Annotated in this window: 13 protein-coding genes and 1 riboswitch; of the genes, 5 read left to right on the top strand and 8 right to left on the bottom strand. The window is 70.0% G+C overall.

The window, feature by feature from the left end; all coding sequences use genetic code 11:
• Positions 1 to 44 precede the first annotated feature (44 nt).
• Positions 45 to 401 (top strand): hypothetical protein, encoded by a 357-nt coding sequence (locus AC21LY_RS13150; RefSeq protein WP_489046936.1) that lies wholly within the window; start codon positions 45 to 47, stop codon positions 399 to 401.
• A 269-nt stretch (positions 402 to 670) separates the two neighbouring features.
• Here AC21LY_RS13150 and AC21LY_RS13145 read toward each other — a convergent pair whose 3' ends face one another.
• The 8 genes from AC21LY_RS13145 to AC21LY_RS13110 form a co-directional block, all read right to left on the bottom strand.
• Complete coding sequence (locus AC21LY_RS13145; protein ID WP_489046935.1) at positions 671 to 2,533, bottom strand: acetoacetate--CoA ligase; 1,863 nt, start codon at positions 2,531 to 2,533, stop codon at positions 671 to 673.
• 4 nt (positions 2,534 to 2,537) lie between these two features.
• Positions 2,538 to 4,163: an AMP-binding protein gene (locus AC21LY_RS13140; protein ID WP_489046934.1), complete on the bottom strand. Its 1,626-nt coding sequence runs from the start codon at positions 4,161 to 4,163 to the stop codon at positions 2,538 to 2,540.
• Positions 4,164 to 4,185: 22 nt separating this feature from the next.
• Entirely contained in the window at positions 4,186 to 5,028 is an 843-nt protein-coding gene (locus tag AC21LY_RS13135) for an HpcH/HpaI aldolase/citrate lyase family protein (RefSeq protein WP_489046933.1), read from the bottom strand.
• Positions 5,029 to 5,538, bottom strand: coding sequence for a MaoC family dehydratase (locus AC21LY_RS13130; protein WP_489046932.1), 510 nt, complete (start codon positions 5,536 to 5,538; stop codon positions 5,029 to 5,031).
• Entirely contained in the window at positions 5,535 to 6,683 is a 1,149-nt protein-coding gene (locus AC21LY_RS13125) for an acyl-CoA dehydrogenase family protein (protein ID WP_489046931.1), read from the bottom strand. The genes AC21LY_RS13130 and AC21LY_RS13125 overlap by 4 nt, the downstream gene beginning before the upstream one ends.
• Position 6,684: 1 nt before the next feature.
• Positions 6,685 to 8,706: an acetyl/propionyl/methylcrotonyl-CoA carboxylase subunit alpha gene (locus AC21LY_RS13120; RefSeq protein ID WP_489046930.1), complete on the bottom strand. Its 2,022-nt coding sequence runs from the start codon at positions 8,704 to 8,706 to the stop codon at positions 6,685 to 6,687.
• Between the two features lie 6 nt (positions 8,707 to 8,712).
• Positions 8,713 to 10,272, bottom strand: a complete 1,560-nt coding sequence (locus AC21LY_RS13115) for a carboxyl transferase domain-containing protein (protein WP_489046929.1) — start codon at positions 10,270 to 10,272, stop codon at positions 8,713 to 8,715.
• A 115-nt stretch (positions 10,273 to 10,387) separates the two neighbouring features.
• Entirely contained in the window at positions 10,388 to 11,002 is a 615-nt protein-coding gene (locus AC21LY_RS13110; protein ID WP_489046928.1) for a TetR/AcrR family transcriptional regulator, read from the bottom strand.
• A gap of 59 nt (positions 11,003 to 11,061) precedes the next feature.
• Positions 11,062 to 11,231: riboswitch (M-box (ykoK) riboswitch) on the top strand.
• 259 nt (positions 11,232 to 11,490) lie between these two features.
• On the opposite strand from AC21LY_RS13110, the gene AC21LY_RS13105 reads away from it, so the two are divergent.
• From AC21LY_RS13105 to AC21LY_RS13090, 4 genes are all read left to right on the top strand, one after another.
• Complete coding sequence (locus tag AC21LY_RS13105) at positions 11,491 to 12,213, top strand: MgtC/SapB family protein (RefSeq protein ID WP_489046927.1); 723 nt, start codon at positions 11,491 to 11,493, stop codon at positions 12,211 to 12,213.
• Positions 12,210 to 13,973 carry an ABC transporter permease gene (locus tag AC21LY_RS13100; RefSeq protein WP_489046926.1) on the top strand — a complete coding sequence of 588 codons (1,764 nt, stop codon included), beginning with the start codon at positions 12,210 to 12,212 and terminating at the stop codon, positions 13,971 to 13,973. Before AC21LY_RS13105 ends, AC21LY_RS13100 begins: the two co-directional genes overlap by 4 nt.
• A gap of 28 nt (positions 13,974 to 14,001) precedes the next feature.
• Positions 14,002 to 15,297, top strand: a complete 1,296-nt coding sequence (locus tag AC21LY_RS13095) for an ABC transporter ATP-binding protein (protein ID WP_489046925.1) — start codon at positions 14,002 to 14,004, stop codon at positions 15,295 to 15,297.
• Between the two features lie 197 nt (positions 15,298 to 15,494).
• On the top strand, positions 15,495 to 16,502 hold the full coding sequence (locus AC21LY_RS13090) for a M23 family metallopeptidase (RefSeq protein ID WP_489046924.1): 1,008 nt from the start codon (positions 15,495 to 15,497) through the stop codon (positions 16,500 to 16,502).
• The last annotated feature ends 25 nt before the right edge of the window (positions 16,503 to 16,527 follow it).

Genomic DNA, 16,527 nt, shown 5'->3' with positions numbered 1-16,527 from the left:
ACACCAGAGATTATGTCCCGAAACGAGAAGACAGGAACACATCAATGACCGCTACCCCCAGACCGCGCGGCAAGGCCTACGTCTACTTCGGTTGCGCCGCTACCTCGTCCTTCACGCTCGGGGCCTTCGGCCAGACCACGACCGGCTGGGAGCTGCTCACCTCGCATCCAGCGCCCCCGGAGGCCGCAGGCGCCGCCGGCGTCAACCGGAATCTGTCCGGAAGCATGACTATCGGGCCTGATTATCCGGGCTGCGCGGCTTGCCGAGCCAACAGCTTCGTCAAGTGCGGCACGTGCAGCAAGCTCTCCTGTTGGAACGGCGATCGAATGTCGACGTGCGGCTTCTGCGGAATCTCCGCGGAAACGGGCGGCACGATCGAGGAGATCGGCGTGGTGGACTGAACACTTCGCCCGAGCCTCGTCGCCGCACGCCGCGCCAGGGATAGCCGCCCAGATGTCGTCCCTAGCGGCGCAGGCTCACCTGTGACCTGCGGAAATACCTGACCAGCGCCGCTGGCGACGACATCTGCGCGCGTAGCGACCATCCGCTCCCGCGAGTCATGCGTCGCACGCATGGACTCGCGAGAAGCTCGCGATTTTCCTCGCGCCCCGGTCAGTACCGCTCCAGTTCGCAGCCCGGTCCTCGCCACAGCTCAGCGGAGACCCGTGGATCACCAGGCGTGGGCGCGGCCCCGCTCCTCGTACCAGCTCAGCAACTCCGGATCGTCCACGGACTTGGGGTCGACGCTGACATCCCGGCCGGCGAGCATCCCGGTGACGGGGATCTCCAGCTTCTTGCCGGTCTTGGTGTGCGGGATGCCGGGAGCGAGGATCACCTCGTCGGGCACGTGCCGCGGCGAGAGACGGGACCGCACGTCGGCGCGGATCCGCCCGACCAGCTCGTCCGTCAATTCCGCCCCGGGGACCACGGTGAGGAACAGCGGCATCCAGTACTTCGCGTCCGGGCCGTCGACGCCGACGACCATCGCCTCCGCGATCTCCGGGATCGCCTCGACCACCTCGTAGATGTCGGCCGAGCCCATGCGGATGCCGTTGCGATTCAGGGTCGCATCGCTGCGCCCGTGGATCGTCATCGAACCGCGGTCGGTCAGCTCCACCCAATCGCCGTGCCGCCACACGTTCTCGGCCACACCGTCGGTCCACTCGTGCTCGAAGTACGCGGCCCGGTACTTCGCATCGCCCGGATCGTTCCAGAAATTCGTCGGCATCGACGGCATCGGCTGGGTGATCACCATCTCGCCGACCTCGCCGATCAGCGGGGTCCGGTCCGGCGCCCACGCCTCGAGTGCACACCCGAGGTAGCGCACCGTCAGCTCCCCCGGCACGTGCGGCACGGACACCGTCCCCCCGCAGAAGGCGCTGCACACGTCCGTCCCGCCCGATACCGAACTCACGGGAAGGCCGTGCGCCACATGCTCGTCGACCCAGGTGAACAGGTCGGGCGCGAGCGGCGACCCGGTGCTGCCGATCGTCTTCAGCACCAGGCGGTGATCAGTTCCCGGGTTCAGGCCCGCCTTGCGGGAGGCCTGCAGCTGCCCCGGGCTGGTACCGAAGAAGGTCACCTTCTCGTCCTCGCAGACCTGCCACAGACGATCCGCGGTCGGTGCCAGCGGATTCCCGGAGAAGGTCACGATGGTCGCGCCCATCAGTAGGCCCGCAACCTGGTAGTTCCACATCATCCAGGACAGCGCGGTGTGCCAGAAGAAGACGTCACCCGGCCCGATCTCGTTGTGCAGGCCCAGCACCTTGAGATGCTCGATGAGGATGCCGCCGTGCCCCTGCACGATCCCCTTCGGCTTGCCGGTGGTGCCGGAGGAGAAGAGCACCCACAGCGGGTGATCGAAGGGCACCTGTACCGACTTCAGCTCCGGGGTCTGCGGGCCCGGCTCCGGCAGCTCCGTGATCACGTGCGAGTCCGGAACCCCCAGCAGGCCGGCCAGTTCGACGGTGTCGGCGCGCTTGTCCACCCGCTTCTCACCGTAGGCGTAGCCGTCGCGGGCGAAGAGCACCTTGGGCTGCAGCTGCGCCATCCGGCCGGCCGCGCCCTCGGGCGCGTAATCCTGGCCGCAGCCCGACCACACCGCACCGATCGACGCCGTGGCCAGGAAGGCGAGCACCGCGAACGGTTCGTCGGGCAGGTACGCCGCGACGGTGTCGCCCACGCCCACACCCCGCGACCGCAGCAGCTCCGCGATCGCGGACACCCGCGACGGCAGCTCGGACCACGGGATCTCGACCCGAGCACCGTCGTCCGACAGCCCGACGATGGCGGCGCCGGGCAGCGAGGCGTACTGCAGCACCCGGTCCACGTAGTTCAGCCGTACCTCCGGGAACCATCGGGCGCCGGGCATCTCGCGCGTGGCGAGCACCGGGCCGGGCCGCTCCCCGAGCTCGAAGAAGTCCCAGATCGCGCCCCAGAACTTCTCGGGCTCGGACACGGACCACTGGTACACGGCGTCGTAGTCCCCCGTGGGGAGGCCGACGGTCTCTGCGAAGCGATCGATCGAATACACCCCGTCAGCCTTCCAGACCCAGCAGCGTCACGGACTCTTCTCGCATCTGCACCTTGCGGATCTTCCCCGACACCGTCATCGGGAAGGACGTCACCACGTGCACGTAGCGCGGGATCTTGTGCCGCGCGATCCTTCCCTCCGCGAAGGCCCGCAGGTCCTCGACGGTGAAGGAGTCCACGCCATCACGGAGCTGGATCCAGGCCATCAGCTCCTCGCCGTACTTCTCGTCGGGCACGCCGATCACCTGCGCGTCGAGGATGTCCGGGTGGGTGTAGAGGAACTCCTCGATCTCCCGCGGGTAGATGTTCTCGCCGCCGCGGATCACCATGTCCTTGATCCGGCCCGTGATCCGCACGTACCCGTTCTCGTCCATCGTTGCGAGGTCGCCGGTGTGCATCCAGCCGTCGGCGTCGATCGCCTCGGCCGTCTTCTCGGGATTGTTCCAGTAGCCCCGCATCACGGAATAGCCACGCGTGCAGAACTCCCCGACGTCGCCTCGGGCGACCTCGGTGCCGTCGATCGGGTCGACCACCTTCACCTCCAGGTGCGGCCCCACCCGCCCGACGGTGCCGACCCGCAGCTCGAGCGCGTCGTCGACCCGCGTCTGGGTGGACACCGGCGAGGTCTCGGTCATGCCGTAACAGATCGAGACCTCGGTCATCCCCATCTTCTCGACCACCCTGCGCATGACCTCTTCGGGGCACGGCGAGCCCGCCATGATGCCGGTGCGCAGGCTGGACAGGTCGTAGGAGTCGAAGTCCGCGAGGGCGAGTTCGGCGATGAACATCGTGGGCACGCCGTAGAGGCTGGTGCACCTCTCCGCGGCGACGGCGGCCAGCGCCTCCTCGGGCACGAAGGCCGGCCCCGGGATCACCATCGCGGCGCCGTGCGTGATCGCCGCGAGGTTGCCCATGACCATGCCGAAGCAGTGGTAGAAGGGCACCGGGATGCAGATCGAATCCTGCTCCGTGTAGTTCAGCAGCTCCCCCACCAGGTATCCGTTGTTGAGGATGTTGGTGTGGGTCAGCGTGGCACCCTTGGGGAAACCCGTTGTGCCCGAGGTGTACTGGATGTTGATCGGGTCGTCGGCGCGCAGCTCGTCACCGAGATCGGCGAGGGCGTCGAGCTCGCTCTCGGTGGGCGCGGTGAGGTGGGCGTCCCACTCGGGCAAGCCGAAGGTCACCACATCGCGCAACGACGGCGCCTCGGGCCGCGCCGCCTCGAGCATCGCGGCGTACTCGGAGGTCTTGAAGCTCGTCATCGTGAACACGGCGACGATCCCGGACTGGTTCAGCGCGTACTCCAGTTCGCGCTGCCGGTAGGCGGGGTTGAGATTGACCAGGATCACGCCGGCGAGCGCGGTGCCGAACTGCACGATCACCCACTCCGGGGTGTTGGGCGCCCAGACGCCGACGCGATCGCCCCGGCGGATCCCGGTGCGCAGCAGTGCCGCCGCGAAGGCCCGCGAGTCGGCGAGCAGTTCCGCGTAGGTCCAGCGGCGGCCCGACGGCACGTCGACGAGCGCCGTACGGTCGCCGAACCGGTCGGCGGTCATCTCGAGCTGGGCGCCGATGGTGGCGGTGAGCAGCGCCGGCTCGGCCTCGCCGCGGTCGTAGGACGGGGTGGTCATCTTCGCTCCTCCTGGTGTGACGTCAGTCCGCCCGGGCGAGGATCGCGCGGGCCTGGGCGAGCAGCGGCGCGTCGATCATCCGCCCCTGCACCGAGAAGACGCCGTTGTTGCCGGCCTCCGCCTCGAGCACCTCGCGGGCCCAGGCGATCTCGTCGTCCGTGGGCCGGTACGCGGCGCGGATCACCGCCGCCTGCGACGGGTGGATGCAGACGGTGGCGGCGAAGCCGAGCGCCACCGCGTCCTCCGCCTCCGCGGCGAGGCCCTCGGTGTCGGCGATGTCGATGTGCACCGCGTCGAGGGCGAACTTGCCGTGGGCCGCCGCGGCCAGGCGGGTGGCCGAGCGGACGTGCCGCGGGACGTCGCGATAGGTGTGGTCCGCCAGACGGCTGGAGCGCCCGCCCATCGCGGCCACCAGATCCTCGGCGCCCCACATCAGTCCGATGCACCGCGGGTGGGCGGCGATCTCGTTCACGTTCACCGCGCCCAGCGGCGTCTCGATGAGCGCGATCACCTGCAACCCGTCGACCTGCGCCAGCCGGTCCAGCTGGTGCGCCGACTCGGTCTTGGCGAGCATGACCACACGATAGGCCGTCCGGCGCAGCGCCTCGACGTCTTCAGCGAAGTCGTAGGTGCCCAGGGCGTTCACCCGCACGATCGTGGTGTCCGGGTCCAACGGATTGTCGATCAACGCCTCGCGCGCGGCCGGGCGCGCATCAGCGGTGACCGCGTCCTCGAGGTCGAGGATCACCGCATCCGCGCGCTCGGCCGCCTTGGCGTACCGCTCGGGGCGATCAGCGGGGCAGAACAGGATCGCGGGGCCGGGCGGCTGCCAGGCCGGGGCGTCCCGGCCGTCGGAGAAGAACATTCAGGCCTCCCCGTCCGACGGCGCCGTGCGCACCAGGGTCGACCGTTCCGCCACCGCGACGACGGTGCCGTCCTGGTTCCGTGCCACGTGCCGCAGGTTGACGATGCCCTGCCCCGGCCGCGACTTCGACTCCCGCTTGCCCGTGCACAGCGTCTCGGCGTACAGCGTGTCACCGGCGAAGACCGGTGCGGGGAAGGCGATCTCGGAGAAGCCGAGATTCGCGACCAGCGTGCCCTGGGTGAGCTGCGCGACGGACAGCCCGACCAGCGTGGAGAGCGTGTACATCGAATTCACCAGCCGCTGACCGCCGAACCCCGGCTGCTGCGCGGACCAGTGCGCGTCCAGGTGCAGGGCCTGTGTGTTCATGGTCAGCTTGGTGAACAGCATGTTGTCGGCCTCGGTGACGGTCACGCCGGGCCGGTGCTCGTAGAGCACCCCCTCGGCGAACTCGTCGAACCACAGGCCGCGCTGGGTGACGCGCTTCGTCGGCTCGGGAGCATTCTCGGTCATGCGCTCAGCCCCAGCGAACGGGCGATCAGCATGAGCTGCACCTCAGTGGTGCCCTCACCGATCTCGAGGATCTTCGAATCCCGGTAGTGCCGGGCCACCGGGTACTCGTTCATGAAGCCGTACCCGCCGTGGATCTGGGTGGCCATGCGCGCATTGTCCATCGCCGCCTCGGAGGCGATCATCTTGGCGATCGCCGCCTCCTTCTTGAAGGGCTTGCCGGCCAGCATGAGCCGCGCCGCCTCGTAGTAGGCGACGCGGGCGGTGTGCGCGCGGGCCTCCATCCGCGCGATGGCGAAGGCGATCGACTGGAAGCCGCCGATCGGCCTACCGAAGGCGTTGCGCTCCTTGGCGTACTTCACCGACTCGTCGACGCAGCCCTGCGCGGCACCGGTCGCGACGGCGGCGATGGCGATACGGCCCTCGTCGAGGATGGACAGGAAGTTCGCGTAGCCGCGCCCCTCCTCGCCGAGCAGGTTCTCCCGCGGCACGCGCACATCCGCGAAGCTCAGCGGATGCGTGTCGGAGGCGTTCCAGCCCACCTTGTTGTACGCGGGCTCCACGGTGAAGCCGGGCGTGCCGCTGGGCACGATGATCGAGGAGATCCGCTTGCGCCCGTCGGGTCCGGTGCCGGTGACGGCGGTCACCGTCACCAGGCTGGTGATGTCGGTGCCTGAGTTGGTGATGAACTGCTTGGCGCCGTTGATGACCCACTCGTCGCCGTCGAGCTTGGCGGTGGTCTGGGTGCCGGAGGCGTCCGAGCCGCAGCCCGGCTCCGTGAGACCGAAACCGGAGAGCTTCTCGCCCGCGGCGAGGGCGGGCAGGTACTTCTGCTTCTGCTCCTCGGTCCCGAACTTGTAGATCGGCATGGCGCCGAGGCCGACGGCCGCCTCGACCGTCATCGCGACGGACTGGTCCACGCGGCCGAGTTCCTCGAGCGTCAACGCCAGGGCGAAGTAGTCGCCGCCCATGCCGCCGTACTCCTCGGGGAAGGGGAGGCCGAACAGGCCCATCCGCCCCATCTGCTCGACCACCTCGTACGGGAAGGAGTGCTCCTCGTCGTGCTTGGCCGAGACGGGCGCGACCACCTGGTTCGCGAAGTCGCGCACCGTGTCCCGCAGATCGGCGTAGTCCTGGGTCAGTTCCATGTCAGTTCTCTTCCGTTTCCGTGGCCGTGACGGTCGCGAGTACCTGCGCCGCGGTCACCTTGTCGCCCGTGCGCACCGCGATCGACACCACGCCGTCGTGCGGCGCGGCGAGCGGCTGCTCCATCTTCATCGCCTCGATGATCACCAGGGTCTCGCCCTTGGTCACCGTCTGGCCGTCCTCGACCGGAACCGCGACCACGGCGCCCGGCATCGGGCTCACGACGTCTCCGCCGTGCGCACCGTCGCGATCCTTCGACGTGGACCTCGCGAGCGGCAGCTCGTACGTGCCGTCCTCGCCACTGACCCAGTACGTTCCGTCGATCAGGTCGACGGTGACCGGCGTCGAGAAGCCGTCGACCACGAGACGCTCGCCCGCTGGATGCGGCCCGCTCGCTCCGCTCCCGGCGCCGGCGAGGCGGGCGGTGCCCGCCCAGTCCAGACGGGGCTCGTCCCCGGAGCTGCGCACCGTCACCGCGTCTCCCAGGACAGAGGCCGAGACCTGGCCGTCACCGTCACCGTCGAACCGGACGACGGTGGGCTGCGCACCCCCGATGCGCCACCCGGTCTCGGTGCCCCACGCCCCCTCGCCGCGGGAGGCGGCGACTGCGGTGAGCGCGGCGGCGGCGTAGGCGCGGACCGTCGGCTCCGGGCGGGTGTAGGTGGGCGCCAGGCGATCCAGCAGCTCGGTGTCGAGCGTGCCGGAGACGACGTCACCGTCGGCGAGGACGAATCGGCAGAAGTCGACGTTGGTCCGCAGGCCCGTCAGCTGGGTGCCGGCGAGGGCCTCGTCGAGGCGGCGCAGGGCCTGCTCGCGGTCGTCGGCGTGCACGATCACCTTGGCCAGCATGGGATCGTAATCGCTGCCGACGACACTGCCGGCCTCGATGCCGGTGTCCACGCGGACCGGACCGCGGCGGTCGCTCCGGGGGTAGCGCAGCGCCGTCACCGTGCCGCCGGTCGGCAGGAAGCCGGCCGCGGGATCCTCGGCGTAGACGCGGGCCTCGACTGCGTGCCCGGTGAGCACGATGTCGTCCTGCGTGAGCGACAACACCTCACCGTTCGCGACCCGGATCTGCTGCTCCACCAGATCGACTCCGGTCACCAGCTCGGTGACGGGATGCTCGACCTGCAGGCGGGTGTTCATCTCCATGAAGAAGAACTGCTCGGGACGCTTCGCCGAGACGATGAACTCGACGGTGCCCACGCCGGTGTAACCGACGGACCGCGCGGCATCGCAGGCGGCGCGGCCGATCTCGGCCCGGGTGGCCTCGTCGAGCAGGGCCGACGGTGCCTCCTCGATCACCTTCTGATGGCGGCGCTGCAGCGAACACTCGCGCTCGCCGAGGTGGATCACGTTGCCGTGCTTATCCGCCAGTACCTGCACCTCGATGTGGCGCGGGGTGTCCACGAAGTGCTCCAAGAACAGCGTGTCATCGCCGAAGGCGGCGGCCGCCTCGCGACGCGCGGCGGCGACCGCGGCGGGCAGGTCCGCCGGGTTCTCCACCCGGTGCATGCCCTTGCCGCCGCCGCCCGCGCTGGGCTTGATCAGCACGGGGAAGCCGATGCCCTCGGCCGCGCCGATGAGGTCGGCGTCCGTGAGGCCCGGGCGGCTGATGCCGGGCACCACGGGCACGTCGCGCTCCACGACGGCGGCGCGGGCGGTGATCTTGTCACCCATCGTCTCGATGGCTTCCACAGGCGGGCCGAGGAATTCGATCCCGGCGTCCGCCAGCGCCCGGGCGAAGGCGGCGTTCTCGGAAAGGAAGCCGTAGCCGGGGTGCACCGCGTCGGCGCCCGTGACGCGCGCGGCCTCCACCACCCGGTCGATGCGCAGGTAGCTCTCGGTGGCAGCCGCCGGACCGAGGCGCACGGCCTCGTCGGCCAGCTTCACGTGCCGGGCGTCGGCGTCCGCATCGGAGTACACCGCGACGCTGGCGATGCCCAGCGTGCGCAATGTATCGATGACGCGGCAGGCGATCTCGCCGCGGTTGGCGATCAGGACCTTCTCGATCTTCGTGCTCATCTCAGCTCACATCCGGAAGACGCCGTAGGAGACCTCGGGCAGCGGCGTGCGGGACGCCGCTTCCAGCGCGAGGCCGAGGACGGTGCGGGTGTCGGCGGGGTCGATGACGCCGTCGTCCCACAGCCGCGCCGTGGAGTAGTAGGCCTGGGACTGGCGGTCGAACTGGTCGCGAACCCCCTGCTTGAACTCCTCGATCCCCTCCTGGTCGCGGCGGACGGAGGCGAGGGTGTCGGCGGCCTGCGGCCCGCCCATGACGGAGATCCGGGCGTTCGGCCACATCCACAGGAAGCGAGGCGAATACGCGCGGCCGCACATCGAGTAATTGCCGGCGCCGAAGGAGCCGCCCACGATCACGGTGAACTTGGGGACCCGGGCGCACGCCACCGCGGTCACCATCTTGGCGCCGTGCTTGGCGATGCCGCCCTCCTCGTACTGCCGGCCGACCATGAAGCCGGTGATGTTCTGCAGGAACAGCAGCGGGATGCGACGCTTGTCGCACAGCTCGATGAAGTGGGCGCCCTTCTGCGCCGCCTCTGCGAAGAGCACGCCGTTGTTGCCGATGATGCCCACCGGGTGCCCGTGGATCCGGGCGAAGGCGGTGACCAGCGTGGTGCCGAAGAGCTCCTTGAACTCGTCGAATTCGCCCCCGTCGGCGATGATCTCGATCACCTTCCGCACGTCGTAGCCGATCTTCGGATCCGTCGGCACCACGTCGTAGAGATCGGTCTGCGGGCGCAGTGCGGGTCGCGCCGGGCGCACGTCCCACTGCACCTCGCCGACGGGGCCGAGCCGCCCGACGATCTGCCGGACCTTCTCCAGCGCCTCGTCGTCGGAGTCGACGAGATGGTCGGTGACGCCGGACTTCGTGGAGTGCATGAGGCCGCCGCCCAGGTCCTCCGCGGTGACGTCCTCGCCCGTCGCGGCCTTCACCAGCGGCGGGCCGGCGAGGAAGATGGTGCCCTGGTCCCGGACGATGACCGTCTCGTCGCTCATGGCCGGCACGTAGGCGCCGCCCGCGGTGGAACTGCCCAGCACCGCCGCGATCTGCGGGATACCCGCGGCGCTCATGGTGGCCTGGTTGTAGAAGATGCGGCCGAAGTGTTCGCGGTCCGGGAAGACCTCGTCCTGGTTGAGCAGCATGGCTCCGCCCGAGTCGACGAGGTAGATGCAGGGCAGCCGGTTCTGCAGCGCGATCTCCTGCGCGCGCAGGTGCTTCTTCACGGTGACCGGGTAGTACGTACCGCCCGAGACCGTCGCGTCGTTGGCGACGATCATGACCTGCCGGCCGGAGACGGTGCCGATGCCCGCGACGGCGCCTGCCGACGGAGCCTTGCCGTCGTACATGTCCTCGGCCGCCAGCGGCGCGACCTCCAGGAACGGGCTACCGGTATCCAGCAGCCGCCGGATGCGCTCGCGGACCATCAGCTTGCCGCGGCCCTCGTGCCGGGCGCGGGCCCGCTCGCCGCCGCCCTGCGCCACCCTCTCGAGCCGCGCCCTCAGCTCGGCGACGTTCGCCTCGTGTTCCTCGCGGAATGTCACACCCGCTCCTCGTGAGTTAGTCACCATTAACTGAAACGAGCATAGCTGTGACCTGGGCCACCTGTCTAGTACCACCCGATTGAACACCGTTATGGAGAGCAAAACCCCAGGTCAGGGTCTCCATAACGGTGTTCAATCGGGGTTAGATACCGAGGGCGGCGAGGGCCTTGTCTCGAAGGAGGGCGCGCAGGCGGGACTGCGGCAGGGCGGGGAGACTCGGCGCGGCGTTGATCAGGCCGAAGACGGCGTGCACGACAGCCCGATTGTCCACGCGCTCACCACCGATCTCGGTCAACGCGTCGGTCCAGATCTCGACGTACTGCCGCTGCAGCCGCCGCACCCTGCGGGCGTCCTCCGGCCCCAGCGACCACAGGTCGCGGTACTGCACGCGGATCAGATCCGGCTCGGAGGCGGCGAAGTCGACGTGGAAGTCGACGAGCTCGCACAGCGCAGCGCGCGGATCGTCGGCGTACTCGTCCGCGACCCGGCGGCCACCGTCGTGGAGGTACTCCGAGATCTCCACCAGGAGCGCGGCGAGCACGTCCTGTTTGCCCGCGAAGTGCCGGTACATGGCGGGTCCGGAGACCCCCGCCGCGGCACCGATGTCCTCGAGACGCACCCCCGCGAAACCGCGTTCCGCCATGAGCGCGGCCGCGGCGGCGAGCAGTTCGCGGCGGCGGGCGGCCTTGGCGCGCTCGCGCGCGGTACCGGTCACCTCGGCGACGCCGGCCCTGCCCCTCGTCGTGGGTACCTCCATGGCGGGCCACACTACTCGGGTTGCCCCACCCCGTAGCCCGTGTCATGCTTGTTGCGCAAGGCGCCATTCGTTCGCTGAGGCTCCTTCGCGGAAACAGGCCAGCGACCCCGAACGTCGAGAGACGCCCCGGGTCAGGACAGGTGCATCCGGCTTAAGGGTGCGCCCCGATTGGCTCCCGTCACACGGGTTCACGCCGCGAAGTGCTGAAGGTCTGACGTGGAGGGGCGCGATTTCTTCACCTTCCCTCCATCGGCGCGTGGTCTCCCGGCCCCATGGAGGTGATGCAATGCCCGACGACAGTCACAGTCCCTACTCGGCGTCTCCCGCATCACCGTGGGGGATCCGCTGAGCCTCAACCGGTTCGGGTAGCTCGACACCCCCGGCGGCGATCCGTCGTGGCTTCGGGCTGCCCGGCAACAGCACCGATCACGCACGTCCGCCGCCCTGGTCGCGGCGCGATGACGCGTGCCCCGACGAGGGAGAACACCATGCACGTCACCTCGAGCGTCACCATGCTCGACATCCTCCTGCGGATCGCCGCCGGTGTCGGCTTCGGCACTCTGATCGGCCTGGAGCGGCAGTACCGCGCCCGGATGGCGGGCCTGCGCACCAATGCACTGGTCGCGGTCGGCTCCGCGCTGTTCGTGGTGTTGTCCGCCTTCGGATTCGCGGGCGGCGACCCCACCCGGGTCGCGGCCCAGATCGTCTCCGGGATCGGCTTCCTCGGCGGCGGCGTGATCCTCCGCGACGGCCTCACCGTGCGCGGGCTCAACACGGCGGCCACCCTGTGGTGCTCCGCCGCGGTGGGCGCCCTCGCCGGCTCCGGCCTGTACTTCGCGGCGGCCGTCGGCACCGGGGTGGTGATCGCCGTCAACACCGCGCTGCGCTCGGTGGGCCACGTCGTGGATAAGGCCCCCGACACCGGCAAGGAGGCGCCCAGCCGCTACGAGTTCGTCGCGGTCACCCGCGACGAGAACGAGGCGCACGTGCGGGTGATGCTGGTGCAGGCGTTGAGCCGCACCGTCTTCCACCTCCAGTCGATCAGCAGCAGCAACACCGGCGAGGGCCTCGTCGAGGTCCGCGCGACGCTCGCGGCCGACGGGCGCGACGACCGCGCCCTCGAGTCGGCGATCAGCCAGCTGAGCATGGAACCGTCGGTGACCGCCGTGCGCTGGAACGTCCTCGCCGAGCGCGAGGAGGCGGACCTGTGAGCACCGCTCCCCTCGCCCTGCTCTCGGCCCGCGGCCGGGCGGGACGCCGCGAACGCGGCGCGGGCATCGTCGCCGACGTCCTCGTCGTGCTCGGCGCCGCCGCGCTGATCTGGCTGGTGATCCGGGTCGGCCAGGGCATGAACGCACCCGTCGACCTGACGCAGGCGCAGGCCGGCATCGATACCGATCCGGCACGCCTGCCGTACTACGCCGGGCGCTCCCTGCTGCGCATGTTCCTCGCGCTCGCGGCGTCGCTGGCCTTCACGTTCGTCTACGCCACGATCGCCGCGCGGTCCCGGCGCGCGCGGTCCGTGCTCATGCCGGTCCTCGACGTGCTGCAGTCGGTGCCGATCCTCGGCTTCCTGTCGATCACGGTCACTCTGTTCATCGCCCTGTTCCCCGGCTCCACGCTCGGCCTCGAATGCGCCGCGATCTTCGCGATCTTCACCTCGCAGGCCTGGAACATGACCTTCGCCTTCTACCAGAGCCTGATCAGCCAGCCGCGCGACCTGGGCGAGGCCGCGCAGAATCTGGGACTGTCCCGGTGGCAACGCTTCTGGCGACTGGACGTGCCCAGCGGGATGATCCCGCTGGTCTGGAACGCGATGATGAGCTTCGGCGGGGGTTGGTTCTTCCTCACCGCCTCCGAGGCGGTGTCGGTGGCGGGCCACGAGTACGCGCTCCCCGGCATCGGCGCCTACGTCGCGTCCGCCTCCGCCGACGGTGACCTCGGCCGCGTCGGGTGGGCGATCCTCGCGATGATCGTGGTGATCGTCGGCGTCAACCTGCTGTTCTGGAGCCCGCTCACCGCGTGGGCGGAGCGCTTCCGCCTCGAGGACTCCGCGACGAGCCGCGAGCCGCGCTCGGCCGTCCTCACCCTGCTGCGCCGCTCGCACGTCGGCACCGTCGTCGGTCGGGCGCTCGCCCCGGTGATCGCGCTGTGCGACACGGTCTTCGGTGCCCTCGGCGGACGGACCCGCACGGCCACCGTCGTCGCTCCCGCCCGGCGCCGGGCCGGCGACCTGGTCTTCGCCGCCGTCGTCCTCGCGGCGCTCGCGTACGGCATCTACCGGTGCGTCGAGGTGATCCTGCGGGACGCGGGGATCGGCGAGGTCGGCCACGTCCTCCTCCTCGGCCTCGCCACGATGGCCAGGGTCGCCGTCGTGATGATCTTCGCCACCGTCGTGTGGGTGCCGATCGGCGTGGTGATCGGCCTGAACCCGGCCCTGAGCCGCGCGCTGCAGCCCTTCATCCAGATCTTCGCGAGCTTCCCCGCGAACTTCCTCTTCCCCCTGGTGACGGCCGTCTTCGTGGCGTGGAACATCCCGCTGGACTTCGGCGGCATCGTCCTCATGGCGCTCGGCACCCAGTGGTACATCCTGTTCAACGTGATCGCCGCGGCCAGCGCGATTCCCGGCGACCTCCTCGAAGCCGCCGCCGACATGCGCCTGTCCCGACGGATGCGGTGGCGGTACGTCCTGCTGCCCGGCGTCTTCGCGGGCTACGTGACCGGCGGCATCACCGCCGCGGGCGGGGCCTGGAACGCCTCGATCGTCGCCGAGGTCGTCTCGTACAACGGCGAGGAGCACCACGCCTACGGCCTCGGCGACTACATCGCCCGCGCCACCGCCGCCACCGGCGTCGAGCACACCGCGCACCTACTGCTGGGCATCGTCGTGATGTGCCTGTTCGTCGTGGGCACCAACGCCGCCCTGTGGCGCCGCCTCTACCGCCTGGCCGAGCGCCGCTACTCCCTCTAGAAGCCACCCCGTCCCCGAGGAGCACTCCATGACCACCGCGACCCGGCCCCTGATCCACCTCTCCGGCCTCACCAAGAGCTTCGAGGGCGCCACCGGCGAGACCCTCACCGTCCTCGACGACATCGAGCTCACCATCGAGCCGGGCGAGATCGTCGCCCTGCTGGGCCGCTCGGGCTCGGGCAAGTCGACCCTGTTGCGGATCATCGCCGGGCTCACCCCCGCGACGTCCGGCACCGTCGAGGCCGACGGTGCCGCCCTCACCGGCCCGAACCCGGGCACGGCGATGATCTTCCAGTCCTTCGCGTTGATGCCCTGGCTGACCGTGCAGGACAACGTGGAGCTGGGCCTGCTCGCCCGGAACGTCGCCAAGGACGCCCGGCGCACCCGTGCGCTGGCGGCGATCGACACGATCGGCCTCGACGGCTTCGCCTCGGCGTATCCCCGCGAGCTCTCGGGCGGAATGCGGCAGCGCGTCGGCTTCGCGCGGGCCCTCGTCCTCGAACCCGACCTGCTGCTCATGGACGAGCCCTTCTCGGCGCTCGACGTGCTGACGGCGGAGAACCTGCGCAACGAGATCGTCGAACTGTGGGGGCAGGACGACTTCCCGACGCGGAGCATCTGCATCGTGACCCACAACATCGAGGAGGCGGTGCTGCTCGCCGATCGGGTCGTGGTCCTCGGCTCGAAGCCCGGACGCATCGTGCACGAGACCTCGATCCCTCTGGTCCGGCCGCGCGACCGGTCGGCCCCCGAATTCGAGGAGATCGTCGACGAGCTGTACGAGGCGCTCACCGGGCGCAGCGCCGAGATCCAGCACGCGCCCGACCCCGGCGACGCCACGCCGGTGAGCCGGCCCCTCCCGGACGCCACCGTCGGCGGGCTCGCGGGCCTCGTCGAACTGGTGCACGCCCACGACGACCACGCGGACCTGCCCGACCTCGCGGCCGACCTGAACTTCGAGCTGGACGACATCATGCCGCTGGTGGACGCCGCCGCGATGCTGGGCTTCGTCGACGTGGTCGGCAACGACATCAGCATCACCGAGGAGGGCCGCACCTTCGTGACGGTGCCGCTGACCGAGGCGAAGGAGGTCTTCGCGCGACAGGCCGCGGCCCGCGCACCCCTCGTCCGCACCGTCCTGCGGACCCTCCGGGCGGCGAACGACGGGGCCGCCAGGCTCGGCTTCTTCGTCGATCTGCTGCGCCGCGGCTTCGGCCCGGAGGACGCCGAGCGGCAGATGCGCCTGGCCATCGACTGGGGGCGGTACGCGGAGCTCTACGATTACGACGCGGACGACGACCGGGTCCGGCTCTACCAGCACTGACACCAGTGTGACGCAGGGCTTTGTGATCTCGTTGTGACCAAGCACACATTCGGTCGGAGGTCCGCCGGAGAGGTTGTCTCACCGCAATCATTTCGTTATCGTCGATGGAACGCGGATCACGAAGCGGTCACGACGAGGACATGGTCGGATCACCACGTGGTCCGAAGTGCGGTTTTTACGGTTGGAGTAGGCGAGATATGACACGGAGTCGCGAGAACCACGTGCGCCCGCAGGGCAGCACACAGGTCCTCGATGATGAGTCGATCACCGCGATCATCCCGCTGGATGAACTCGAGGCCCGCCTTGAGGAGGCCTACTCCGAGAGCTGGGCCGACAGCCCGGAGGACACCGGCCTGCTGTACCGGCCGTCCAGCTCCGAGGTCACGCAGGACCTCATGATCCCCGAGGTGCTCTTCACCCGGGACACCGAGTTCGACGCGCCCGAGCTGGACGAGCTGGAGGAGACCGCACTCCTCAGCTCGCCCGAGGCCGCTCCCGAGCTGATCCCCGCGCCCGTCCGCAAGGGCGGCAAGCACCGCATCCCCACCGCCCCGCACGCACTCAAGGGCCGCGCCGCGCTGCTCGCGCTCGCCGCGGGCGCCAGCGTCGCCGGCGCCGCCGTCGTCAGCGCCACCGCAGGCGAGGGACCGTCGACCTCCCAGCAGCCGATCGTCCCGCCCAGCGGCCCCGAGTTCAACGCCGGCCGCCAGGCACCGCTTCCGGCCGCGCAGGGCACCGAGCAGTTCGCCGCCGGTCTCGCCGGAGGCAAGGCCCGCAAGGACGCGGACGACAAGCGCATCATCGACTCGATGCGCCCGAAGGTGACCGCTCCCATCAACGGCGCCACCCTGACCTCCAACTTCGGCACCCGCTGGGGCGCCATGCACGGCGGGCTCGACCTGGCCGCCCCGCTCGGCACCCCGCTGTTCGCCGCCGCCGACGGTGTGGTCACCGATGCCGGCCCCGCCTCGGGCTTCGGCATCTGGGTCAAGATCCGCCTCTCGGACGGCACCGTGCTGGTCTACGGCCACATGTACAACGTGAACGTCCACGTCGGGCAGACCGTGAAGGCCGGTGACCTGGTCAGCTGGGTCGGCAACAACGGCATGTCGACGGGCCCGCACCTGCACTTCGAGGTGCACAGCCCGGGCGGCGCGAAGCTGGATCCGCAGGCCTGGCTCGCCGAGCGCGGTATCCGCGTCTAAGGAATCGATACGCGAAAGGCGCCCC

It is taken from the genome of Tsukamurella sp. II2bb, assembly GCF_057815145.1.
The sequence above is the reverse complement of the archived record's forward strand: the minus strand, read 5'-3'. Positions and strand labels throughout refer to the sequence as shown.